Source organism: Chondrinema litorale, from assembly GCF_026250525.1.
In the GTDB taxonomy this organism is placed as follows: domain Bacteria; phylum Bacteroidota; class Bacteroidia; order Cytophagales; family Flammeovirgaceae; genus Chondrinema; species Chondrinema litorale.
Map to the genome: position 1 here is coordinate 90,548 of NZ_CP111049.1, position 25,445 is coordinate 115,992.

Annotated in this window: 20 protein-coding genes; 2 read left to right on the forward strand and 18 right to left on the reverse strand. The window is 31.5% G+C overall.

Translation table 11 applies throughout. The features are described from left to right. Positions 1–10: 10 nt before the first annotated feature. The 5 genes from OQ292_RS28735 to OQ292_RS28755 are packed head-to-tail and all read right to left on the reverse strand — an operon-like array spanning position 11 to position 5,065. Positions 11–646 (reverse strand): acyltransferase, encoded by a 636-nt coding sequence (locus tag OQ292_RS28735; RefSeq protein WP_284687754.1) that lies wholly within the window; start codon positions 644–646, stop codon positions 11–13. Continuing rightward, positions 643–1,881: a glycosyltransferase gene (locus OQ292_RS28740; RefSeq protein ID WP_284687755.1), complete on the reverse strand. Its 1,239-nt coding sequence runs from the start codon at positions 1,879–1,881 to the stop codon at positions 643–645. The genes OQ292_RS28735 and OQ292_RS28740 overlap by 4 nt, the downstream gene beginning before the upstream one ends. An 18-nt stretch (positions 1,882–1,899) precedes the next feature. After that, positions 1,900–3,888: an LruC domain-containing protein gene (locus OQ292_RS28745; RefSeq protein WP_284687756.1), complete on the reverse strand. Its 1,989-nt coding sequence runs from the start codon at positions 3,886–3,888 to the stop codon at positions 1,900–1,902. Positions 3,889–3,920: 32 nt separating this feature from the next. Next, positions 3,921–4,601, reverse strand: a complete 681-nt coding sequence (locus OQ292_RS28750; RefSeq protein ID WP_489686931.1) for a sugar transferase — start codon at positions 4,599–4,601, stop codon at positions 3,921–3,923. 35 nt (positions 4,602–4,636) lie between these two features. Continuing rightward, entirely contained in the window at positions 4,637–5,065 is a 429-nt protein-coding gene (locus tag OQ292_RS28755; protein ID WP_284687757.1) for a response regulator, read from the reverse strand. Between the two features lie 282 nt (positions 5,066–5,347). On the opposite strand from OQ292_RS28755, the gene OQ292_RS28760 reads away from it, so the two are divergent. Continuing rightward, complete coding sequence (locus OQ292_RS28760; protein ID WP_284687758.1) at positions 5,348–6,682, forward strand: sigma-54-dependent transcriptional regulator; 1,335 nt, start codon at positions 5,348–5,350, stop codon at positions 6,680–6,682. A 33-nt stretch (positions 6,683–6,715) separates the two neighbouring features. Here the strand turns inward: OQ292_RS28760 and OQ292_RS28765 are convergent, their stop codons facing one another. The 9 genes from OQ292_RS28765 to OQ292_RS28805 all read right to left on the reverse strand — a co-directional run bounded on the left by OQ292_RS28765 (position 6,716) and on the right by OQ292_RS28805 (position 17,648). Next, positions 6,716–7,927 (reverse strand): glycosyltransferase family 2 protein, encoded by a 1,212-nt coding sequence (locus OQ292_RS28765; protein WP_284687759.1) that lies wholly within the window; start codon positions 7,925–7,927, stop codon positions 6,716–6,718. 16 nt (positions 7,928–7,943) lie between these two features. Beyond that, positions 7,944–10,013 (reverse strand): GumC family protein, encoded by a 2,070-nt coding sequence (locus OQ292_RS28770; RefSeq protein ID WP_284687760.1) that lies wholly within the window; start codon positions 10,011–10,013, stop codon positions 7,944–7,946. Positions 10,014–10,029: 16 nt separating this feature from the next. After that, positions 10,030–10,695 (reverse strand): TolC family protein, encoded by a 666-nt coding sequence (locus tag OQ292_RS28775; protein ID WP_284687761.1) that lies wholly within the window; start codon positions 10,693–10,695, stop codon positions 10,030–10,032. A gap of 22 nt (positions 10,696–10,717) precedes the next feature. After that, positions 10,718–11,659, reverse strand: coding sequence for a glycosyltransferase family 2 protein (locus OQ292_RS28780; RefSeq protein ID WP_284687762.1), 942 nt, complete (start codon positions 11,657–11,659; stop codon positions 10,718–10,720). Positions 11,660–11,694: 35 nt separating this feature from the next. Further along, positions 11,695–12,987: a lipopolysaccharide biosynthesis protein gene (locus tag OQ292_RS28785; protein WP_284687763.1), complete on the reverse strand. Its 1,293-nt coding sequence runs from the start codon at positions 12,985–12,987 to the stop codon at positions 11,695–11,697. A 151-nt stretch (positions 12,988–13,138) separates the two neighbouring features. Continuing rightward, positions 13,139–13,939, reverse strand: a complete 801-nt coding sequence (locus OQ292_RS28790) for a class I SAM-dependent methyltransferase (protein ID WP_284687764.1) — start codon at positions 13,937–13,939, stop codon at positions 13,139–13,141. Between the two features lie 47 nt (positions 13,940–13,986). Next, positions 13,987–15,054 carry a glycosyltransferase family 4 protein gene (locus tag OQ292_RS28795; RefSeq protein ID WP_284687765.1) on the reverse strand — a complete coding sequence of 356 codons (1,068 nt, stop codon included), beginning with the start codon at positions 15,052–15,054 and terminating at the stop codon, positions 13,987–13,989. 16 nt (positions 15,055–15,070) lie between these two features. Continuing rightward, positions 15,071–16,159 carry a glycosyltransferase family 4 protein gene (locus tag OQ292_RS28800; protein WP_284687766.1) on the reverse strand — a complete coding sequence of 363 codons (1,089 nt, stop codon included), beginning with the start codon at positions 16,157–16,159 and terminating at the stop codon, positions 15,071–15,073. Then, positions 16,146–17,648: an O-antigen ligase family protein gene (locus OQ292_RS28805; protein ID WP_284687767.1), complete on the reverse strand. Its 1,503-nt coding sequence runs from the start codon at positions 17,646–17,648 to the stop codon at positions 16,146–16,148. The genes OQ292_RS28800 and OQ292_RS28805 overlap by 14 nt, the downstream gene beginning before the upstream one ends. A 573-nt stretch (positions 17,649–18,221) precedes the next feature. Between OQ292_RS28805 and OQ292_RS28810 the strand changes: the two genes are divergently transcribed. Next, the gene (locus tag OQ292_RS28810) at positions 18,222–18,677 is read left to right on the forward strand and encodes a macro domain-containing protein (RefSeq protein ID WP_284687768.1); all 456 of its coding nucleotides are present in this window, start codon (positions 18,222–18,224) and stop codon (positions 18,675–18,677) included. A gap of 29 nt (positions 18,678–18,706) precedes the next feature. On the opposite strand, the gene OQ292_RS28815 is transcribed toward OQ292_RS28810, so the two are convergent. The 4 genes from OQ292_RS28815 to OQ292_RS28830 form a co-directional block, all read right to left on the reverse strand. Beyond that, positions 18,707–21,847 (reverse strand): PAS domain-containing hybrid sensor histidine kinase/response regulator, encoded by a 3,141-nt coding sequence (locus OQ292_RS28815; protein ID WP_284687769.1) that lies wholly within the window; start codon positions 21,845–21,847, stop codon positions 18,707–18,709. Between the two features lie 248 nt (positions 21,848–22,095). Next, a complete protein-coding gene (locus OQ292_RS28820; protein WP_284687770.1) occupies positions 22,096–23,118 on the reverse strand; it encodes an ABC transporter ATP-binding protein in 1,023 nt (340 codons plus the stop codon). Beyond that, on the reverse strand, positions 23,115–24,176 hold the full coding sequence (locus OQ292_RS28825) for an iron ABC transporter permease (protein WP_284687771.1): 1,062 nt from the start codon (positions 24,174–24,176) through the stop codon (positions 23,115–23,117). The genes OQ292_RS28820 and OQ292_RS28825 overlap by 4 nt, the downstream gene beginning before the upstream one ends. Before the next feature lie 24 nt (positions 24,177–24,200). Next, positions 24,201–25,388, reverse strand: a complete 1,188-nt coding sequence (locus tag OQ292_RS28830) for an ABC transporter substrate-binding protein (RefSeq protein ID WP_284687772.1) — start codon at positions 25,386–25,388, stop codon at positions 24,201–24,203. Between the last annotated feature and the right edge of the window lie 57 nt (positions 25,389–25,445).

The following is a 25,445-nucleotide window of genomic DNA, read 5'->3' on the forward strand; positions in this document are numbered from 1 at the left end:
TTTAAATATATTAGGCTCTCATATTAATAACAAATGCTGTTCTCATTTCAATATTAGAATCTAGTTTTTTGATTACTTTTGCTGGATTTCCAACTGCCACAGTATAATCAGGTACATCTTTAGTAACAACACTTCCAGCACCAATTACAGCATTTTTACCTATTGTAACTCCAGCAGTAATACATGCATTAGCTCCGATCCAACATCCCTCTTTTAATGTTACTTTATTTGTATTAATTCCTTGTTCTAATATTGGGTTATTAATATTTTGATAATTATGATTTAGTCCAGAAATGACAATATTTTGAGCTAATAGACAATTACTTTCTATTATTACTGGACCAATAATAACATTTCCAATACCAATTCGACTTCCTTCTCCTATTTCTACTAATCCTACACCATTGTTTATTACAGAGAAATCTTCTATACGAGCATTTTTACCTAGTTTAAAACTTTGAAAAGGAAATAAATCTCGTCTTACAGAATTTCTTATTTTACCTTTAACCTCATGAAAAAAGGGATTGATTATCCATTTCACCCAAAATCTTGGTCTATGTTCATTTTTGGGTATTATTATCCTATGAATGATTTTTTTCAAAATATGCTGTTTTGAAAGATATTTTTTTATAGAAGTTATATTCATGCAGGTATACTTTTTTGAATTCTATCTTTTTGAGAACTTTTCTCTACTAAAACATTTGAAATTAGCATTTCAATTTGTTTGGTTCTTGAGTTCCAATCGTTATTTAAAGCAAAACCTTTTTTTCTATCCGAGTTATTATTTGAATTGATTATATCCTCCATTTGAGACTCAAATGAATCTATACTATTGAAGAAATTAATTTCATTACTCAATGGATAAAAATCTGAAAATGAGGTTGATAATACAGGTTTACCACAAGCAAAGTATTCATTTATTTTGAGAGGATATATACATTTTGTGAGCTCATTACATTTAAAAGGTAATATACAAGCATCAGCAAATCTTATATATGGAGGTAATTCAGAATAACTTTTTTTACCTAAAAAGTAAACATTATTTAGAGATTTAAGTCTTTGTCCTTTAAACTCTCTTTTATCTTCAGGTCCAACAAACACCCAATTCCATTGCGGGAATTTTTTAGCAATTTGCTCAATTAAGTTATAGTCTATTCTTAATCCAATATTTCCTACATACAATATTTTTATTCCTTCAATCTTTGATAAATCTTCAGGAATTCCATCAACATTTTCAGCAAAATGATAGTAATCCACGCCATTTTCAATAGCATGGGTTTGGTTATTATAAAAACCTAATTTGTTTTTTAATTCTTTTGATGTGGTAAGCACCAAGTCCGCATTTATAGTGGCTTCTTTCTCGGCTCTTATACCATGTTTTGCTATATATTTTTCTCCTGAAATATTATCTACACTTTGATAAATATTTGCCACTAATTCTTTTTGAGATCTTACTTGAGCAAAAACAGGATCAAAAGAGTTGATATAGATAAATTTATTATAATTAAACTTATCAATAACTTTGTCAATCGTTTTCCAAATCTTATTATTTATATTGTTCCTTATAGCTTCAAATAGATTACCTTCTGGTAGGAAATTAAATGGTATTTGAGGACTAGGAACAATATATATTAAGTTTTGATAATTATCATAAGGTTTATGATAGGATTGTTTAAAGGGATTCCAACAATCTAATCTATTATAGATTTTACTCTGATCAACTGTTAAAAGATCCTTCCAAGTATAAGGATGCTCTACGTAAAAGACGGTTCTTTTCTTTGAAAGCCTTTTAGCAATGTTTATTGCAGTTGATTCGTATGGATGATCCCATCTAGGCATAGCTTGAAAAACTATGGGGATTTCTGATAAGTTATTTCCCATTATAAAGTATTTATTTCATCAATAAATAAACTTAGTATCTCTATAGCCACCTTTATTATAGTACCAATCTGAATAGATACTACCATTACTTTCAGCCCAATTTGCAAAGTTTTTATGAGCTTTATTAATAGCAGCATTTTCAATAGGGTATTCAAAAGTCCTACTTATATCAATTGCCCAAGGTAATTGTTGAGAAGTAACATAATATCTTTGATTGTTCGGGTTACTATTATCTGAACCAGAACCAAATATTGTTTCATCTACTAAGTCAGTTGGCTCATTTCCAGGAAGATGGACTTCATGTCCACGGTTTTTATTTACTATGATAAAAGGATTAATACTTTCTGAAACTATTTGTGAGTTAAAAACTTGATAATCAGTAAAATCAATATTTATATTAATTTCTACTGGTTCTATATAACCTTCTTTTTCTCTAACATTAACTAGTTGGCCGGTACCTAAAGGTGACATAATATCATATGCATCTTCAAAAACAATTACTACTGTGTTGGTTTGGCCACTTTCTGTACCATTAGAGTTTGTTTGTACATATCTATCTTTTAATACATTACCTGAAATGGATTGAACTGAGTTATTTGAAAAAGGTAATTCAATTCCAAAGCCGTTGTGGTAGTAGCCTCCTACTGCTTTTAAAGTATAGTTAGCCTCTAATTCTTGGACTCTCATATTTGCACTTAGAATCTTTTTATATTGATAGTCCATTACAAGGTCATTAAAATCATAATCACCTTCATTTGGCCACATATCTTCAAATGCTAAACTTCCAGTAACGTTTTGAGCTGGTATATAGGCATTAAAAGCTTTGTCAGGATCAGTTGGATATTCATCTAGATGATCTAATACTCCATCTAAGTCTGTGTCTTCCGATGCTGTAACTTCTTGAAAATCATCTGTTATTATAGCAGAGTACGGGTTGGCAGATACATAAAATATTGCATCATTAAAATCATTATCACCAGCTGGTCTAGATGTATCTTCAAAACCAAGTAAAAGTAATTCTCTAACATTATCTTTTAATAGTATTACATGTTGAGCATATTCTGTATCTGTAAAACTATTGAAAGATTTTACGGAATATTTGACTTGTGGTTTATCAAGTACAGTAGAAGTATTAGCATCCCATGCATTAGGTACTAAAAACCAACCAATACCTGTATTTACTGGAAATCTACCTAAATGAACTTTGTCACCACTTTGAAGATTTCCTCCACTACCATTAAATGAGACATTTGGAAAAATGATGTGATGATTAGTAATATCTTCTACAGAAGCTGGAGGATTGTTAATATCATAGGTGTAATATCCTAAAGTATTTTTCCATCCAGCACCTTCATGTACAAATGTAATCCAAACATCAGCGTCAGCTTGTAATTTTGTGTTCATATCTTGATCAACCAAATATTCTGGATTAAATGTTGGAACTGGTCTTGATTCAGGGAGAGATGCATCTATATCGTCAAGTAGAGATTGAGATATAACATCACCAGTAGCTTCTAAGTATAAAGGTCTACCTTGAGAATCCCAATCTCCCATTGGCTCATAAATTGTGGCTAAAGTTCTTTTATTACTATTTTTTACTGTACTATAAGCATCAGAACTTATCACTGGAGTAAATTCATAATTTACTTTGTTACCTATTATCTCTAATCCTATCTCTGAAATGATACCAATATGATGAGGTTTTATCCATATTGAATCATGGTGATAAGGTAAACTTAGTTGGGTGATAAAAGTGTTTTCGTTAGAAGTATTACCTCTTAAAAGTAAATTATTTTCTTGATCGTATAAATCGAATATAATATCACTTTCTATATTGTTTATAGATATTTCAAGATCAATCAATTTACTAGTTGCATATTCAAAATCTTCGGGAACTTCTAATGTTTCTAATGAACCCGATACTGCAATCGGGTCTTCAATATCTTTATTCAGGTTACAAGCACTCAAAAGAAGAATACTTAGAAAGTATTTTGTATAAAATTTCATAGCTGTAAAGTGAAAGTTTAGTTTTTAAATAATCAGACGTTTTCTTTTTGCATTATTGCAGGTATAGTTTTTATTAAAAGTTTCATGTCATAGATAAGATTTCGATTAGTTGCATATTCATTATCTAATTCGATTCTCTCTTCCTCTGACATATCTGATTTTCCTCTTTTAGAAACTTGCCATAGACCAGTAATTCCTGCGGGAGCTTCAAATCTAAGAACTGATTGGTCTCTTGTTAGTTTTTCTGCCTCGTAAAGGGGGAGAGGTCTATTACCAACTAAAGACATATCTCCTTTCAATACATTCCAGAGTTGAGGTAATTCATCAACACTAGATCTTCTTAAAAATTCACCCAATTTGGTAATTCTAGGATCATTTTGGAATTTAACAAAAGAGGTTTTATTTATGAGTTTTTTTGAATCTACATAATGTTCACAAACAGGTCTACCATCCATGATCATTAATAATTTATTTTCTGAAGTGCATTTTTCACAAACCTCGGGTATTGGTTTTTCTTCTACTTTTAAATATTGATTATTTCTTTTTAATTTATCTACTAAAGCATCAGCATCAACTCTCATAGATCTGAATTTATAAAAATTAAATATTTTGTATCCTTTACCTACTCTTTTTGATACGTAAAAAATTGGTCCTTTTGAATCTAATTTTATAAGAATTGCAAAAGTTAAAATTATAGGTGAAAGTATAATCAAAATAGATCCAGCAACTAGAATATCTATTATTCTTTTTATTTTATCCCCAATATTTTGTTGCTGTCTTTTAAATATTGGGGATTTATCTTTTTTTCTATCTTACTGGTTACTTTGGCTATTTTTATTTCTAGTTCTTCAGGATTAAAAGGTTTTATTATAAAATCTTCTGCTCCGGCTTTAAGTATATCTATTCTAGTATTGCTTTTATCATTACCAGATAATACAATTACAGGAGTATCAGCAAGGGCTTTTTGTTTTTTTAATTCTGTTAAAAAAGATTTTCCACTTTGGCCGGGTAAAACAAGGTCTAGAACGATTAAGTCTGCTCTATATCCTGATCTAAAAATTTTCCAGGCGTCCTCTGCAGAATCACATACTTTAATATCGAATTTACTTTCGAAATAACCTTCAAAAAACATTCGCATAAAGTGGTCATCATCAATATAAAGAATTTTAAAATCCATATGAAGCTTGTTTGAATTGTAATTTGGTTATTTTCAAAATCTGCTCCATTTCAAGTATATTAATTTAACATACTGTAAACCAAGCAAATATAACTATACCAAGTTCGTTAATATTTCTATAAACAATAAAATTTCTAATTTTTAGAATACTTTCGCTAATTACAAGCCTAAATAAAATACCTAAAAACAGATAATAATAAATTATATGAGACATTAAAATGTGGTAAAAAAAGGCTAATTACTACTCATATTAATATTTTTTGAATGTGAGATTCTTTATTTATGAAAATATTTATTGTTGAAGACGATCCTTTTTTTGGTGAAGCATTAAATTATCAATTAGGTCTGAATCCAGACTATGAAATAATAAGATTTACTTCTGGGAAAGATTGTTTATTGAACTTATATCAACAACCTGCTGTAGTTTCTCTAGATTATACATTACCGGATATGACTGGTGCAGATATTTTAAGAAAAATAAAATATAAGTATCCCAAATTACCTGTGATTATTCTTTCTGGTCAAGAAGATATGGAAACGGCATTAGAATTAATACGTTCAGGAGCCGAAGACTATATCATAAAAAATGATGACTCAATACATCGATTAAGACAGCTATTGAAGAATTTGTCAGAAAAGCTTGAGTTACAAAATGAAGTAGAAAGCTTACAGGAAGAAGTAGGGAAAAAATATAACTTTTCCAATATAATTGGCGATAGTATAGCTATACAAAAGGTATTCAGGCAAATGGAAAAAGCTGTTAATTCTCAAATCACTGTGAGTATTACAGGTGAAACTGGAACTGGTAAAGAGTTAGTTGCTAAATCAATACATTTTAAATCAGATCGGAAAAAGCAGAATTTTGTAGCGGTGAATGTAGCGGCAATTCCAGCAGAATTAATTGAAAGTGAATTATTTGGACATGAAAAAGGAGCTTTTACTGGTGCAGCAGAGAGACGAATAGGAAAAATTGAACTAGCACACAAAGGCACTTTATTTCTTGATGAAATAGGAGAGATGGATTTAAATATGCAAAGTAAATTATTAAGGGTTTTACAAGAAAGGGAAATAGTTAGAATAGGAGGAAACCAAACGATAAAAGTAGATTTTAGATTAATTATAGCAACTCATAAGAAACTTTTTGCAGAAGTTGACAATCGAAAATTTAGAGAAGATTTATATTATCGATTGTTGGGTTTACAAATTGAACTTCCTGCCTTAAGGGAGAGAAGAGAGGACGTATTACAACTTACTGACTTTTTTTTAATGGAATATGCTAATCATAATAAATGTAAGAAACCAGAATTGTCAATTGAAGCACAAAAAAAGTTAGCAAATTATGGTTTCCCTGGAAATATAAGAGAGTTGAGGGCAATTATTGAACTTGCTTGTGTAATGTGTGAAAATAATATGATTGATGTTTCTGATATTATATTTCAAGAAGGTGATGTTTTGGGACGTATGTTGGAAGGTCAAGAAGATACATTGAAAGGTTATACAAGGAAGATTGTAAAGCATTATATGAGTAAGTATAACAATGATTACGATGCAGTTGCTGTTAAACTGGATATGGGAAAATCTACTATTTACAAAATGAAAAAAGATGGTGAAATATAGTTAGGCTATATTTCACCATCTTTCATAAAACTATTAAGCACTTTTCTTTAATTTTTCATTCGGATTTAACCTTCTCTCTGTAGAAATAAATTTGCCTTGTTGTTTTTTAGAAACACCATTTGCTGCACTTTTAAGATTTCTGAAGGCCATAATTGGTAATTTTTGAGCAATTGAATATGCAGATGACCAAGCATTTTCTTTAATTAGGAACAGTAGTATTCCACCTATTGTAAATAAGAAGCTATAACTAAAAATTTCTATAAATTTAAAAGTCAGAAGCTCTAAAATCATTAAGATAGGGAGTAATACAATTTGAATGCTTCTTGGCGGTCTATACAATGTTATAAGATAATCTAAACATGCTGGTTTTTGTTTTTTTAGTAGTGCTATACCCCAGTACAAAGCATTGAAGTATTGGTTCCCAAACCATCTAATTCTTTGAGTTTGTAATACTTCAGAAGAAGCTGTTTTTTCTTCCCAAACTATTGCTTCTGGAACATAACTTATAATCTTATTTGATAGAAGCAGTTGAATTAATAAATTTTTGTCCATTCCCGGAGCTCTTGAATCTAAATTGTTTACAGCATTTTCAAATACTTCAGTTTTAAATAAAATTGCACTTCCACTTAGTTCAGGAGGTAAATCTAGAGCTTGTTTAGCTTCTCTAAGCAACATATCATTAAGTTTCTCTGAAAATGAATCGTAAGTAGCCCAATTATTTTCTTGATTTAAAGCTTTTCTTTTCCCTTGCCAAACATCTGCATTGGGATTTCCAAATGAGAAAATTTGATTGATAAAATCATTATTTGCAATGTTATCTTTATCTAATAATAATATATGAGATGCATTTAGCTCTTTACATACCGAAGCACTAAATCTTAAAACTTCGTGATAAGGATTTCCATTTACATTTTTAAAGTTTTTTTCAACAATAGTAATTTCTTCCTCAAGTAATAATTCTTTGATATTATTTACGTCTTCTTGCAGAATAATTAAAATTTCTGCTTTGGGAATATTTTTTATAGCTTTTGCAGCTTTCACTGCTTCTAGCAATTTTAAATCAGGTTTGTAAGCAGGAAATAAAATTACAAGATTATCAATCTTAATATAATCATTATTTTTTATTCTTTTACTTTTACTATAGATCATTCCCATTATCGATAGGAAAAACCAATAGAAAGAATAAAAAAGAAAATAGAGTCCAATAGAATAATAAATTATTCTTAAGATTACTAAGAAGTCCATGTTGTATTAGTTTTGGTTATTGTTCCTTTTCAATAAATACTGTTGCCTGAAAAGACTTTTCATGTGTATATATAGATCTAATTATATCCTTATCTTTTTCTGTCATACCTTGTCCACCCATACGAACAAGAATAAAAGCATGAGCTGTACTTAACCATTCTTCCCAATCTGAGCTGAGAAGGGCAGGAGGGGCAGCTATTATAATACATTTTCTACTTATTAAACTCTTTTGTGTGTATTCTTGCCAGAATTCTGGATGATGCTTTTCAAATGGTGAAGTTTTGTTATCAATATTTATTACATAGTTTTTACTATCCTCAGGTTCTTGAATTTGCTCAATTTTTTCAGGTAGATTTGAAGAATCGTAACCTTCTATTGTTTTTTCACTACCAGTAGCATTTAGCATGAGTTGATTTCCAGGAAATGTTGCTAGGGATTGCATCAAACTTTCTAAAAAGCTGTTATCTATATCTTTTTCAGAAAGGCCAATAATTAGTATCGTCCTTAATTCATTAGGCAAGTCTGATATCTTTTTTCTTAATCTTTTTATTTCATGTATGTTATCCGATTTATCATTAATAGAAATAAAGGGTAATATGGTAGTTAATTCAGTAAAATAACTAGTAGAATAAACTCTTTTGTCAAGTAAAACAAATGCTACAATTCCTGCTGCAATAAGGATAAAAGAAGCAATACAAGCTCCTACAATTGCAAATGCTCTTTTAGAGCTTTCTGGTTCTCTAGGTAAAATTGGAGGTGAGAAAATAGTGATTTTTACATCACCAGAGCCTTGTTCAATTGTTCTAACTAGATTTAGTTTGTTTAATAGGATTAAGTATGCTTCTTGTGCAATATGAATTTCTGAAGTATACGTGCTTAAGCTAGACTCTAATGGAGCAAATTTAGCTGCATATAAATTCAGCTTTTCTAATTCATTTTCTACAGATTCTAGCATACTTGATTCCATTTCTTTATCTATTTCATAACCAATTAGCCTGCTCATTAACTCTTGTCGCGCCTGAGATGGATCGTAAGGGACCTTGTCAAGCATTGTGATTATTTGAGCGGTTATTTCATTTTTTAAGTGTTCTACTTTTGTTTCTAATTCTTGCTTTTCAATTTCATCTCCTTCGAAAAAAAGTAAGCTTTCACTTACATTTCTTAATGAATCTTTAAGTGAAGCTATTGTCTTATTTGAAATATCATTGAAGTTGAAACTACCAGCATTTTGAAGGTTCTTTTTTACAATTTCAGCTGCTTTATCATGAGCGTCGTAAGTTTCTTTTAAATGGGCTAATTTTACTTCCATATTTACTACCTGATTCACGATTGCCTTTGTATGTTCAGGTAGGTTAATAATATTATTTTCTATTTTAAAATTTTCAAGCTGACTAATTTTACTGTCAAGTTCTTTTTTAGCATTATCAACCAGCACTTCTAGCCTTTCTCTATTATCTTCTATCTTTTTTTGAGATAGTACTTTATATTGTTGAGTAATAATATTTATATAACATCCAGTTATATAGGCCGCTTTGTACGGGTTTTCACACTCATATTTAATGTCAACATAATTACTTTTTCCAACCCTACTAGCATTTAACTGACCCTGCATTTCTTTAATACTTAATCTGTTATTTTCTAACAATAGTGTGATGCCAATATCTAATGAATCAGATAAATTCAATAGATTGTATTCTTTGCCTAGTTCTTTTGCTCTATTATAAATTTTAACTGAGTCCTCGCGTAATTCGGGATTATCATCGAAAGAGAAAAATTGATATTCTCCTTCCATATATTTTTTTAAAATTTCTAGGCGTACCATTTCCGTTGTCTTCCTTGAATTAATCACTTCGATTAAGTCAAAGAAGAACAGACTGGCTTCATATTGTTTAAATTCTCTACCAATCAAAGAAACATCACCAGAAGTAGGCATACTTACTTGTAATGTCGCTTTTGAAATATATTTTCGCTCTTGGTTTCGAGTTAGAAAAAAAACTAAAGCTCCTGAAAGTACCGGTATTCCTATCAGCCAAATCTTGAACTTCCAGAACTTCTTAAAAATCACCAGAACCTTTTCCAACAGCATATAAAAAAGTATTATTCTACTTTGTTATAATGCTTAATTCCGCCTTAAATTTTTCTAAACTGAGTTCATGTTTGATTAAAGTTTCTTTTGTCTGCTGAATTGCATTTTGAGCCTTAAGAAAATCGTCTAGTTTAGCTTCATTTTTCTCAAATTTCTGTTTTACCAAGGCAAAAGCGTGCTCTTGAGATATAAGTAATTCTTTGGTAATTGCAGTTTGCCTCTTAGTTGAAACTAACTCAAAATATTTCATGGTGATCCATCTTTCTATATCATCAATAGTATTTTCAATACCTTCTTCAGTACGAATCAAATCACTTTTAGCAATTTTGATACGTTGAGGTGTGGTTATTAGATTATGTAAACTAATTCTTAAACTGCCTCCCACTTGCGGCAAAACGTTACTAGCATAAAATGACTGTCCATTTTCAGAATCAACCTGTTGTTCCATAGAAAAGAACTGTAATCCGACATCTATACCAGAAAACCAGCTTAGTTTTTCAACTTTTAGCTGACTTCTTTGCTGATTCAACTTCTCATTGATTTCTTTTAGTGTATGAGAATTTTTAAGTGCGATCTCAAGTAATGAATCTAATTCTACTTTTTCACTTGGGAGAAGTTGAGCTTTTAAATTAAAATGCATTAGACATAGTGCCACAGCAATAAATTTAAATATTAACTTCATAATTATTTTTTTTAGCCTCTTGCTAAGCTGCAAGGTTGCTTTCTTCAGTGAGAATATTTAATTCAGAATATTTCTTTTTATATAATTGATCTGCTTTTAAAAATGAAGGGTATTTTAATAATAAATCTATCCACCAGATAAGACTTATCATTATTCCTTTAATCATCAAAAGAGGTCTATTTATATATTTAAATCTTGATTTGAAGATCAATAATTGATGCTTAAGGAAAACTTCAGTATAGATCGTTTTCCAAGGATTTTCATTTCTCCAAAATTTATATAATTCAGGATTTTTATGGTAAAGCATAAACTCACTTTCAAGAATTTTCATTCTATCTAACATTTTTGTAAAGCTGACCTTTCTAGGAGGATGATTGATAACCATTTCTGGTACAAAATCAATCTTACCTTCACTTCTTATGCGCCAAGATAAATCGGCATCTTCATTATGCGCGAAAGGGAAATGTTCGTCAAATCCACCTATTTTGAGTAATATATTTTTCCTAAATGCTGCATTACAAGTAGGTACTGATGGATGCCCTTTCAAATTTTCAATTTGATGTGTTAGAGGATTCACCAGTTTTTTGTCTGTAGTAGTTTTTCCTTGTAATCCTATAGTATCTTTTTTATCAAATACTTTAATTATTGTTTCCAACCAAGTATTTTCCGCCAAACAATCGTCATCTGTAAATGCAATTAAAGGGGCTTTGGCTTCTAATATTCCAGCATTTCTTGATTTGGCTGGATTTCCCTTTGGTAAATCTAGCCACTTAAGATTAGGCACATAGTAGCTTTGAAATTCTAGTTTCTCTATAGTATCGTCTGTACAACCATCACATGCAATTATTATCTCATAGGTTTCTTTATCTAGAGTTTGATTATCAAGACTTTTGATAAGTTCTATTAATAAATCGCTTCTATTATATGTAGCAACAACTACTGATATTTTTAATTTGCTATCCATATTATTTAGTTTTCATTTAGACGAGAAGTAAGTTGTTATTTGCTAGATTTTTGAAATTCTAGATTTAGCAGATTTGATTTATTCACACCTAGAAAAATTAATTCACTCCAACTTGTATCTAGATGCTTTTTCATAATATTTCCAGTGTAATAGATACCCCAAATTTCGACTGCAAAAGGAACGAATACGCCACCCCAGATTCCAAATAACCATAGTCCAAGACTTGTAAGAGTTATTTTTACTATACTACTCAACATTACTACTTTAGCCGTTAATTTAGGTTGATTTAATGCGTGTGCTATTGTACCGAAAATACCTCCAGTTGGTACAAATAGGGATGTATGCAACAGTATGAGTATAATAATTGGGATTGCCTCGGTATATTGTTCACCATGAACAATAGGGACCCAATAATTGGCGGTTAAGCTAAATATTAATACACCTATTCCAAACAGTAACCATAAGCCTGTTAAAGTTTGGCCTAACAGTATTTTCATGTTTTCTATGTCGTTAAAAGCTAAAGCATGAGCTCTTGTATTAACAAGTGATTGAATCGCGCCATTCGGTAATAAAAATAATTGTGCATATCTGGCTGCAAGCCCCAACCAAGCAACATCTGAAAAGGTTAGTAATAGACCACCTATCAACATTTCTGCTCTAGATGCAATACTACCAGTAGTTTCTCTTAAAAGACCAAAACCAGCATAAGCACGAATATCATTTAAATGCTGATTTGAAATTTTAGAATTGAATGTATTGATTTTTTCTTTGTAATCTAGAAAAGGGTATATTGAGACGAACTTAGATAAAGCTAATATTACAGTTAGAGTTAATAAATCTTGTTGATATAAATAGCAGTAAGCAGTTCCTGATATGGTAAAAACAACAGCTAGAAATTGAGTTTTTAAATAGTTATTTGTTTTTAAAGTTCCTTGCCATAAAAACATTTGCCATCTAAAAATTGCTGTGCAAAAAGAATAAATCCCATATATTAAATACCAGTTTTGGTACTTTTCACTAAATAAAAATGAAAGAATAAATAGAATAGTAAAGATTGCAATCTCAAATAGAACTGTAATAAAGAAATTAAGCTTTCTTTGTTTGTATTGCTCTTGAATTTCTCCATTGCAAGCAAATTTTACTAAAGCTGTTTGAGTAATACCTTCTCTAATTTTAGCTTGAACAGCAGCAATTGCCATAATCCACATCCATTCACCAGCAAGCTCTGTTGAATAGCTGAACGTAACAAATGTTGTTATGCCAAACCCAGCAGCAAACTCTAATAGATTACCGGCTAATGTATGAGATATTTTTTTTAATGAAATCATAGATGAAGTTTGTTAATTAATTCAAATACTAAAAAATAGACCATTACATAAGTAATTGATATTTAGTATTTTATAACACGATGACTTCTATATATTAGAGTATTTCCAAGTTTTAGAAATTAGATACTTTTTTTGCTGAAACTCCAATTTGCTAGGATGCTTTAGCATGTTGTGTGTTTTCAATTCCTAATCCAATTTTTGCATCTTTTGTAGTTCTCTTTTTACCATTCATTCGGTTTTTAATGTATTCTTTACCTACCTCCCATAATGCTTTGCTAAAACCGATACATTCAGTTTTAATACTTCTTTCTGGAAATGCTTCTGAAATCATTGCTGGTAACCATCTACCATCTTTTGTAAGTGGAAGTGTGTCTGGTGAAGGGTCAATAACGAATTCAAAGTTATCTTTCCACTCATATCTTAGAGTTAAGATATTACCATGAGTTTTAATTAATGTCTTATAAGCCAATGAGTTTTTAGGCAAATGGTATAGAAAAACGTCACCAGCATCCATTGTTGGTGTTTTCATTCCGAGTTTTTCCTTTGAGCAAACTACAAATTTATTGTCGATCTCAACAGATACCCATACGTGAGATGCTTTAGGAGCTAAATGTTCACCCATTAAAGAAGGGACTTCAATATATCCTCTCTTAGCCACACGCATCATTTCTTTAAGAAATTGTTTTGGATTTTCTACATGTTCTAAAACATGGCAACAAATTACATAATCAAATTCTTTATCTTTAAAAGGTAGGTTTTCTCCATCGGCACATATAAATTCTTGATGGCTTAATACACTTAAGTTTCCACTTCTATGGCCATCTTCAAATACATATTTATCAACAACTACATTGGCTCTTGGATGAGGATTATGTCCGCCACCTATTTCTAATACTTTGTCTTTTGGATCAATAGAAAGTTTAAATCTAGATTCTGGATTGGCTGTTTTCATAATTTTGTTGCTGAAAGATTGATTAGACTTTTTAAATATTTACACTGTTAGGCACGATAAATCCGGATCATTTCTTCAGCTGTTTTTTCCCAAGTAAAATTGGCAGCATTTTCAACAGCTTCTTTTTCAAGCTGAAATTTTAAATCCGGATTTTCTGCTAACTTGATAATATTAAGCGCTAAGTCGTTAGGGTTTGGTTTAGAAAGGAGAGCTCCCTTTTGTAGTATTTCTGCTAAGGAACCTGTATCAGAAGCAACAACTGCTGTTCCACAAGCCATTGCTTCTAGTGGTGGAAAACCAAAACCCTCATATAAACTTGGATACAGAAATACATCTCCTTCACCAAGAAATTCTCTTAATTGATTGTCAGGTATAAAACCTTTAAAATGAACATGGTTTTTAAGATTATATTTTTCAACTAATTCTGGTAAAATTGTGTCATGTGCATTTCCACTACCAATTTCCATGTCATAGTCGAAGCTCATTTCTTTCAATTTTCTAGCAGTTTCAATTAATGCAACAGCATTTTTATGTATCGCTCCTAATCCGCCAATGTATCTGATATTGAACCTTTTATGTTTTGGTTTTTCTGTTAACGGATAAAGCAAATTATGGCTAATCCCATTATAAACGACTTGAATTTTCGCTTCATCAATTCCTACTATCTCTACTAAATCTTTTTTAGAAGTTTTAGAAACAGTTACAATACTGTCCGCCTTTTTTGCAGTTTTATGTAAATGATAATGGAATGCTTTGCCATCTATCCAAGATTTGTGAGGGTAGAGTAGGGGGATAGCATCATGTACTGTTACTACCTTTTTTTTATTTTTTCCTTTACCAGACCAGTCTAGTGCAGTAAAAGCATCAATGTTATCTGCATGCCATACCTCACTATCTGTTTGCTCAACAGCTTTTTTGAGATAATAGGGGGCAACTATATGTTTTAAATTTTTAAATGATCTATGAGGATAAGCTATTATATAATCTTCTTTTCCTGAGTTTTTTCTAAATAGTTTAACTTGTCCATTTTTTTTATTGACAGCAGAAGCAAGCTCCTCAGTATATCTACCAATTCCACATTTACTGCTTAAACAAGATAATATCGTTATATCCATCTGCTTCATTTTTAATTTAGGCAATGAGTTGATAAATAGCTTCAGTTTCTACAGCAGTATTTTTCCATTGATACTTTTGTACCCATTTAAGCCCCTTATCTATAAGTGCCTTTCGTTTTGTATTGTCTTCTATTAGTTCAGAAGCTTTATTAACAAGATCATCTATATCATATTCAAATAGATATGCCCCACCTCCAGAAACTTCTTCTAAGGAACCACCTTTTGTTGTAAGTACAGGTGTGCCGCTTGCCATTGCTTCTAATGGAGCGAAACCAAAACCTTCGTATTCTGATGGAAAAATAAATAGGTCACCTTGTTGGTAAAATGTGCCCATATCTTCATCTGGTAGATAACCTGTAAAAGTTACATTCTTAATTCCTAATGAATTAGAATAAGCAGGATATGTAGTTCTTTCTGGAAATGCACCTGCAATTTTTAGTTTAATATGTGGATATTTAGCTTCTAAAATTTTAAAAGCCTGTAATAACAATTTTAAGTTTTTTCTAGGACCTAAGCCACCGGCATATACTATGGTAAAAGTGTCTTTTTCAATTTTGGGAGCAAATTTGAATCTGTTAAAATCGACGCCATTGTATACAGCATATACTTGATTTTCAGGAATTTTACCAAATTCTATGGCATCGAGGCGAGCAGATTCAGATACTGTTATAATTGGTACACCTAGCTTTTTAAATCTTTCAATTGCCCAAGAGTAATATTGTGTGTAATGACTATTTTTTTCTTTTACATGAAGTAATGAAACATCATGCATTGTTACAACAAAGTGCTTTTTAACATAAGAGACTGCAAGCCCTGATAAAAACCAATGTGCATGATAAATATCTTTGCTATTTTTAAAAGCTAAATGTTTACTCAAAAACAAAGGCAATATATAAGGATGCAAATTGCCTAATGAGCGATATTTTACTGGTGTCACCCATTTTTGTTTGTCAATTTCATTATCGGCATACCCTTTTTTTGAGGGTTTATATAAATGCACCTTTTTACCTTCTTTCATCATATGATTTGAAAGATGATAACCATATTGACCTATACCAGAAAGAAAGTGCTGGCAACTAACCATATTTATATTAGCTTCTTTCATAGACTTGTTTTTTTTCTGATTCAGGTTCCTCTATAAATGCGGGTTTTACAATTCTGATTAACATGGCTATCCAAACCCAGAACAGCATGTTGGATGGTAATTTTCCAATAATATCTTGAGCAGTTTCAACAATGGTTAATGGCATAATTGAAGATATAATAGCTATACCCATTATTTTTCTGTCTTTAAATTCTGATAATCTACTTTTACACCGTCGTTTGAGTAAGAAAAAGTTGATTACACTATGCCAAACAATTACAATCCATAATAGGATATAAAGTAAAAACCCTATCCAACCCATTTCTACTGCTACTCTTACATATCCTGAGTCGGGAGGGAAGTTAGCTAAAAATGTTCCTGGTGAAAATTTTTGCCCCCAAACTCCAGTTGAACCTAAACCACCACCCATTGGGTGAGCCATTATCCAAGGAGTAATTTTTGCCCTGTTTTCTTCTCTAATGTTGAAAGATTCATCTTCACTTCCCTTAAATGTTGACTGTATCCTTTGCACATGATAGTTATCTGATGGAGTGATGATTACTATGAATAAAGCAAAACCGGCAAAACCACTAAGTATATATAGTTTCACATTTTGAGATAGTCCTACTAGTGTAGCCAAGCTTATAGGTAATACAGCAATTCCGGACCTTGCACCTGAAAAAACTAGGGCTGTTAAAGCCATAATTGAAGTAACAATAAGCATAAATTTCTGCCAACCTGTATAACTACTAATTCCTAGTAATAACCAGCAAGCAACTGTCATGTAAGCCATTATTACACCGAAGTGTGCAGGTGATCCCATTGTACCAAATGATCGCCATCTTCCTTGAATAAAAACCAAATGGACAGCATCGTGTTGGATGATATAAGTCATTTCAAAAGGGAAATAACCAAAAACAAATTGAGCCACTCCCCATGAGGCAGAAACTAAAGTGAGTAATATGATGAAGTAATAAAGTTTCTTAATCTCTTCTAGCTCTTTGAGGTTTTTATATGCTACAAAATATATCATGATGTAACCTAGAGCAGGTCTCATAACATAAAACCAAGCAATTCTTGATGCAGCAATAGGATTGGCAAACTCTATAAGATGCCAAGTACTCCAAACTACAATAATCCAAGTAAAAGGACTTCCAAATGCATCATTCCAGTCACCCTGCCAATAACAATCATATAGCATGGTTAACACCATAATCAAAATGCAGAAATCCATAAGAAGTCCAATGGGAATATTGGGTATCAATTTGAGAAAGGTATTCATTGTGAATGCAACACCCACCATTAAATAAACACCAAATAATTTATCTGTTAGAATTCTTACAAAAACTGGAACTCCAATAATTAATATTATAGGAAGAATAAATATGAACCAAGCTACTTTTACTACGGCTACAGCAATAAGTAAAGAAGCAGCTGTAGCTGATAATAACACCAACTGCCAACTGTAAGTATCCACTTTTGCCCATAAACCTTCAGCTCTTGCGCTCATCTTAATTTTCTAAACTCGTGCTTTGTATTATGTTTTTAGAGCAACGCACTCTTTTTTAATTACATATTGATATAGCTGAGTTTTATTATTTAAGTAATTGATTTTTAGATATTTATGTGAGGAAAACACAAGGTTTAACTCTATTTTTTAGAATATTTCTAAAAAATAGAAAAGTCCATTTTGGACTTTATTATAATTTCTATTTTCTGTAAAATCAGCCTTATTTGGCTCTAATTGTAGGTTTTATTCTATTAGTAAAAAAAGATAAAATCAAAATGGAATAACTATTCATTGTAGCATTCTAATTATCATTTGTATTTTAACAATAGTTATTCATGCTTTTTCATAAATCAATATAAGATATATTTTTTCAGAAAATATTTTAACCGATACAATCATTTTTAGCCTAGAAAATTAGGATTGATTTTCATTTTAGAGATTTAAAGAAATAGGGGAGAGATTTTAATAAATTTTGAAAGCGTTTATATTACAAAAGCTAAGCATTATACATAGCAGCTTTAGTAAGATGTATTAGATTTGCTGATAGAATAGAAATATCAAATAGTATTTTAAATGAAAACAGTTAAGGGAGATTTAGTGTCATTAGCTTTACAAAATGAATTTGACGTAATTATTCATGGTTGTAACTGTTTTTGTACTATGGGAGCTGGCATTGCAAAATTGATTAAACAGGAATTTCCAGAAGCTTATAAAGCAGATTTAGAAACTCAAAAAGGAGATAAAGAAAAATTAGGATCCATCAGTTTTGCAGATAAATTGGTAAATAATAAGCGATTAATTATCGTAAATGCTTATACACAATATCATTGGAGAGGTAATGGGCAAAAAGCTGATTATGAAGCAATTAAAAGTTGTTTCAAGAAAATTAAGGAACAATACTCTGGACTAAGTATAGCTTATCCAGCTATTGGAGCTGGTTTGGCAGGTGGTGACTGGAAGGTTATCACGAGAATTATTGAGGAAGAGTTGGCAGGTGAAAACCATACTTTTGTTGAGTTTTCAAAGTAGTTTTTCACCCACAAACTTTAAAAATTATTCTATTGAATTTTCTTAGAGAGCTTATCTATTAACCTATTAACATCAGTTTTTGTCAGTTGACAAACTTCTTCTATTTTAGAACAGAAATCGTTAATTAGCTCAAATTCTAAACTGCTAATTTTTAACTTACTCTGCTTATTTGTTATTTTTTTAAGTTCTTCTAATCCTAACTGATCAAAATTTGATTTAACTTTATGCCTCACTTTGCTTAATACGTCGGTATCTTTATTTCTTAAAGCTTTGCAATAATTACTATTAAACTCATCTATTTCTTTTAATGTAAGCTTAAGATAATTGATCAAAAACTTGGTACCTAATTGCTTAAGCTCATTTGCCTTTTCTAAGCTTAAGTAATAGAATTCTTCGTCAGAATTTTTATTATCATTCTTCTCTGATTTAGAAAATGAAGTCATTTCTCCTAAAAAGAGATGCTTGTTTATTTTATCATAAAATTCTTCTGGATTAAAAGGTTTTGGAATAAAGTCTACCATACCAGCAGAAAAAACTTCTCTTTTTACAGAAGTAATTGCAGCAGCAGAGAGTGCTATTATTCTCATTTTCTTATATTTTTCCGGATATAATTGCTTTATTTTTCTAGTAGCTTCAATGCCATCCATCTCTGGCATTTGTAAATCCATTAAAATAATATTGAAATTTTTATCCTTTAAAGCTTCTAATGCTTGTAACCCATCTGAAGCTATTTCGAGATTTACATTCCATTTAGAAAGAAATTGTGAAGCAACCATCTGGTTAGTTGGATTATCTTCAACTAGTAGAATTTTTGCCCCTTGTAAATCTTTGAGATCATTTTTAATTCTACTCGAAATATATACTTGTCCACCCTCTCTTTCTTTTAAAGCAGCAAAATTCCGGTTTGTGCTCTTTTTAAAAGTGATATAAAAATAAAATTCAGTGCCTTTTCCAGACTTACTTTTTACTTTTATTTCACTTCTGAATAATTGAAGTAAATTTTTGGTGATAGATAAACCTAAGCCAGTTCCTCCAAATCTACGAGTAGTATCACTTTCGGCTTGTGTAAATCTATTAAAAATTGCTTCCAGTTTGTCTTTTTCGATGCCTATTCCGGTATCTTTCACACTTACAAGTAGCTCTACTTCATGCTCATTTTCTTCTTCTAATTCCAGTGTCATTTTAACACTGCCCTCATTAGTAAATTTAATTGCATTACTTACAAGGTTGGTTAAAATCTGTGTAAACCTCACAGGGTCACCAATTAAAAATGGAGTTAACTGTTGGTCTATAATTCGTTTAAGCTTAATATTTTTTTCTGCGGCTTTAAAAGACATTACAGAATGTATCCCTTCTATAAGGTCAAGAATATTGAAGTCGATTTCTTCAAGATCGATTTGTCCAGCTTCTATTTTATTAAAATCGAGAATATCATTAATTAGTGAAAGTAGGTTTTCCGCAGAAAATTTTAGTGTTTTTAATCTGGATAATTGATCTTCTCTCGGATTTTCTTCAATTAATAAATGAGACATTCCGATAACAGAATTAAGTGGAGTTCTTATCTCGTGCGACATGGTAGAAAGAAAATTCTCCTTGGCTTTAGCAGCCATTTCAGCTTTTTTACTTTCTTCTATCAACTTAAATTCTCGTTCTATATCTTCTGTTATGTCCTGAAAAATGCCACTTATCATTATTACTTTCCCATCTTTTGAATAAGGCTTACCTATAGCTCTTATCCATTTTTTATTTCCATTTTCAGTAATAATTTGAAGTTTTTCATCCCAAGCTTTACCCAACTTTGCTTCTTCGATGGCTTTGGAGATAATTGGCTTAGATACTTCATCATAAAAGTTTAGTGCCAACTCTATTGTAGGGATAAAATTTTCGTCTACCTCAAGTATTTCTCTAGTCATTTCAGACCAGTATAGGGTGCGTTCTATGAGGTCAACTTCCCAGTGTCCGACTTTTGCTGCTTTTTGAGATTCATTTAAAATTTCAGCAGTTTTTCGAAGCGCCCTTTTTTTATCTTTTATTTGGGTAACATCATTGGCAACATAATAAACCTGATTGGTGTTTGAATCTAAAGTTGCAGCCCATTGATATTGATTAATCTTGTTTTTGTTAACCTGATGAATACTTTCGAATCGGAGTGTATTTGTTTCTTTAAAAGCTTCACTCAAACTAAAATTAGGCTTATCTGTTACCCTAATATTTAACAATTCATGAAATCCCTTTTCTTTTATTTTCTCATCACTCAGCTTTATTAATTTTTTAAATGCCTGATTATAATGAATGATACAACCAGTGTCTTTACTAATACACATCGGATCTTCACTTAAGTCAAACAACATTTTGTAATCATTTAGATTAGAAAATGCCTTTTTCTGATTGCTGATGTTTATGATTGAGCCTGCCATTCTTAGGGCCTTACCTTCGTTATCCCACAAAGCCTGCCCAGCGGTTGTTACCCAAATGTATTTACCACTCCTTTGTTTAAGACGGATTTCAATTTCGTAAGGAATTCTATCAACCAAATGATTGTCTACTGCTTTCAAGACAAGCTCTTTATCATCTGGATGAAGAAGGTTTAAAAAGCTCTCGTAACAAGCTTTTATCTCATTTTTTTTATATCCAATAATCTCATAAAACTTATCAGACCATTGCTCATCTCCGGTTTCTATATCCCACTGCCAAACACCTGCATGTATCCCTTTTATTATCAGTTCAGTGTACTGCTTTTGATTCAATATATTCAGTTCTTTCTCTTTAAGCTCTGTTATATCAATATGGCAGCCTATCATGCGTAATGGATTACCCTCATCATTCCACTCTACAACTTTACCATTACAAATTACCCAAACGATTGAGCCATCTTTGTGAAAATACCGAACTTCATTGTGATAGGGGATAGCACCTTTACTGGCAATATGATCTTCAAAGTTTTTCATTACTTTATCAAGATCATCAGGATGGATAAGCTTTTGCCAGGTTTCCGGAGAGTTTTCTAATTCATGGTCTTCATAACCGAACATTTTTTTGAATTCAATGCTCAGATATTCATAATTCTCTGGGATATGCCAATCCCAGTAGCCTGCCATACTTTGTTCAATTATAGATTCCAGATATTGGTATGGTAATTTTTGGCTTAGTGATTCATTATCAATATTCATAGCACTATGTGCAAGTTTGTAGACAGTAAATATTATTTAGCTTAAAAAATCAGCTTTTTTGTTAATTGCTGGTATTAGAATTATAGCTTTTACTATAATCTATATTTAAATAACTCATTTTTTGAGGTATTTAATACCTTGATATACCAATTTATTTAGCATTTTGACACTTTTATAAAAAGTTTGATAAGTGTCTAACTAAGTAAATATATTTCTAATTTTTCAATAAAAATAGAATTAAATTTTACTTAACCAATATTTAGCAAGTTATTTATCAGTCCATTTATAGAGGGATATTTACCAATTAATTCCTGTTTTTTAAACACATTCCAATAAAAATTACTGTCTTTTTCAATCTTTATAAGCAATTCACAATGAGAGGTGTCTTCTATAATTTCAAAGCCATTTCTTTCTAGAGCATGTTTTGTCCAGAAATAATGTAAACCATTACCTACTAATCGAATTTTGTTCTTTTTCTCTTCTTTAATTCTAAATGTGCCATTTTGAGGTTCAAATTTGAATTTATCACCAAAAAAAGTATTCTCAAATTCACCTTTAAGTACTAAATCTTCGGGTGTTCCACTTACTATTTTTTGGCATGGCTGCATCAGCCAAAATTCATCGGCACATTGGAGTGCAATATCTAAATCATGGGTAGAAAGTAGAATTGATTTGTTGAGTTCATGACTAAGTTTTCTTAGCAAATACATAAGCTCAACACGGTTATTTACATCTAGATGGGCAGTAGGTTCATCGAGCATAACCAGAGGTGTATCTTGGGCAAGGGCTCTTGCAATCATTGCTTTTTGGCGCTCACCATCACTCAGTTGCCAAAGTTTTCTCTCTCTTAAATATTTAAGATTGGTTGCATCAATAGCTTCATCAATTTTATAAAGGTCTGCTTTCGAAAACTTCCCCATCCATCCGGTGTATGGGTATCTTCCCATGCCTACTAATTCTTGTAAAGTGATATTGGTGGTGGCAGGTTGTTCGGTGAGAACCATACTTAACAAAAAAGACTTTTCTTTTAAATCTATTTGATGAATATCAGTATCGTTGAGCATTACTTTTCCAGTGATGCTATCTTGTAAACCAGCTAAAGTTCTAATTAATGTTGACTTACCGCTTCCATTAGGGCCTAAAAGGCAAGTAAACTTACCTTGTTTAAGTTCAAGATTTAGAGTCTCTTCTAGCAGTTGGATAGGTTTATTTTTATGCTTGTACCCTAAGTGTAAATCTTGGGTGTATAATATGGTATTATATTGCTTCAACGGAAATTTCTTTGCAAGTTTTGTCCTTTTAAAATCACCCAGATTACCACAGGAGATCCAGCTAACGAAGTAACAGCGTTTACTGGCAAACTGCTACTGCTTCCAGGAAGTCTGGCAATTAAATCACAGATAATCATTACCAAAGCACCACAAAGTACGCAAACTGGGATAAGTTTTAAATGGTTTGATGTTTTAACTAATCCTCTGGCTAAATGAGGAACAGCAATGCCAACAAAAGCCAAAGGACCACAAAACGCAGTGATGCTTCCAGTAAGTAACCCAGTAACTATAATGATTAAAATGCGATTTCTTTTGATGTGCATACCCATGCTTTTTGCATAATTTTCTCCTAGCAAAAGCATGTTAAGTGGTTTTGAAATTAAAAATGCAGCGATTATTCCTAGCAAAATGCAAATATTCATCACGAATAAATGGTGCCCAGTTACATTGCCAAGATTGCCAAATGTCCATAACAAATAATCTCTGATAAGCTCAGGTGCACTAAAGTATTGCCAGATGCTCACAATTGCTAATGTCATATTGCCAATCATCAATCCTGTAATTAGTAAAACTACAGCATCTTTCACTCTAAATGAGATTAATAGAACAAGTAGCAACACGGCACTGGCTCCAAAGGCAGAAGCTCCTGCCATTAACCAACTACCTGCAATCCCCATTTCTCTTAAAGTTTGTAGGGTGATAGAACTTCCTGCACCTAACAAAACTGTAGCTACTCCAAAACTAGCTCCCGAGCTAATTCCTAACACCGATGGACCAGCAAGTGGATTACTAAATAATGTTTGCATTAATAAGCCTGCTACAGCTAAACCTGCTCCCGCAGAAAATGCAGTAACTGCTCTAGGAAATCGGATATTGAGAATAATGGATGTCCAAGCTTGAGATTCAGCTTTGTTTTGTAGAAGAATATCGATTAATGCAGAAAGCGGAATATTTACTGAGCCTAATGCAATTTCGGCTACAAAAAAAATAATGCAACCAATCAGCAGTAAAAAAAGCAATTTAGCATACCCGTCTTTTTGTCTGTCCAATATTCCCATCTTCTGTTCAAGCTTTTTATTTGCTTATTCTACTTTTTTAAAGTAATACAACTCATGTTCTGGTATTAAATCTGGATGCAGAATTTTAATTAAATCGGCTAAAATTACTTCTGGTTTTACCACACCAGATTCGTAATAATCATACATTCCATTTTTATTGGCTCTATTATGAAAATTGAAAATCTTTTGCTCTTTATATGATTTGAAATCTTTAAACCTTTCATCAATGGTTTGGAGACTTGTAAGATCGGTAGCTCTACCCGGAGAAATCCAATAATCTGCTTCTAGCCCAATTGGATATACTGATTCAAAATCTAATTGGTAACTTACTTGAGAAGTATCGTTTGCCCAGTGCCAATCTGCACCTGCATCTTTAAAGAGTGTTCCTACATAACTGTTTCCGCCAGCAATTGACCAAGCTTCTTGGTATGGAGTTCCATTAATTACTGATGGTTTTTCTACTACATCTCTAGTTTTATTTGCTAGCTCTAAATATTGCGTTTTACTTTTATTAAAAAGTACTTCAGCTTTATCTTCCATATTAAACAAAGCACCAAATACTTTAATCCATTCCATTCTGCCAAGTGGATGAGATTCTGTCCATTCGGCATTAATCATTACCGGAATGCCAGCATCAATTAAAGGTCTATAAGTTTCAAAAGCGGCACTGCTCCATGCGCCAGAGATTACCAAATCTGTATTTGCTGCAATTATTACTTCATTATTTAAAGCACCATTTTTACCCACCTCTTTTATTTTACCGCTTTCTAAAAGCTGCTTCACTTTTGGACTATATATAAAAGCCGAATCTGTAATGCCACTTACTGCATTTAGTTTTTCCAAATAGGCAACCATTGCAATGTGAGTGGTAGAAGTAAGCACCATTCTTTTTACTGGAATGGTAATTTTCTGGTAAGTCTTAAATTGATCTGGAACAGCGTTTCCTTCAGGAACAAGTATGTAATGTAGGGTATCTTCTGCATCTTGAAATGGCGAAAAAACATCTAAGATTTTATAAGTGTCGGAGTACTCTAAAGAAAAACCACTTGCAAACTCAATACTTGGTTGCTTCCATTCAAAAGTTTGTGATTCTTGATTTGGACTGCTGTTATTTTGTTCTACATCATTACTACATGAAAACAAAAAAGCCAGTATAGAAAAAAATATAGTGTATATATTATAAGGGTATTTCAAACCTTTCAATTCAGTCAAATTTTATAATTCGTTTATTTGGATTGCAAATTTATAAATAAAAATGACTGAACCTTT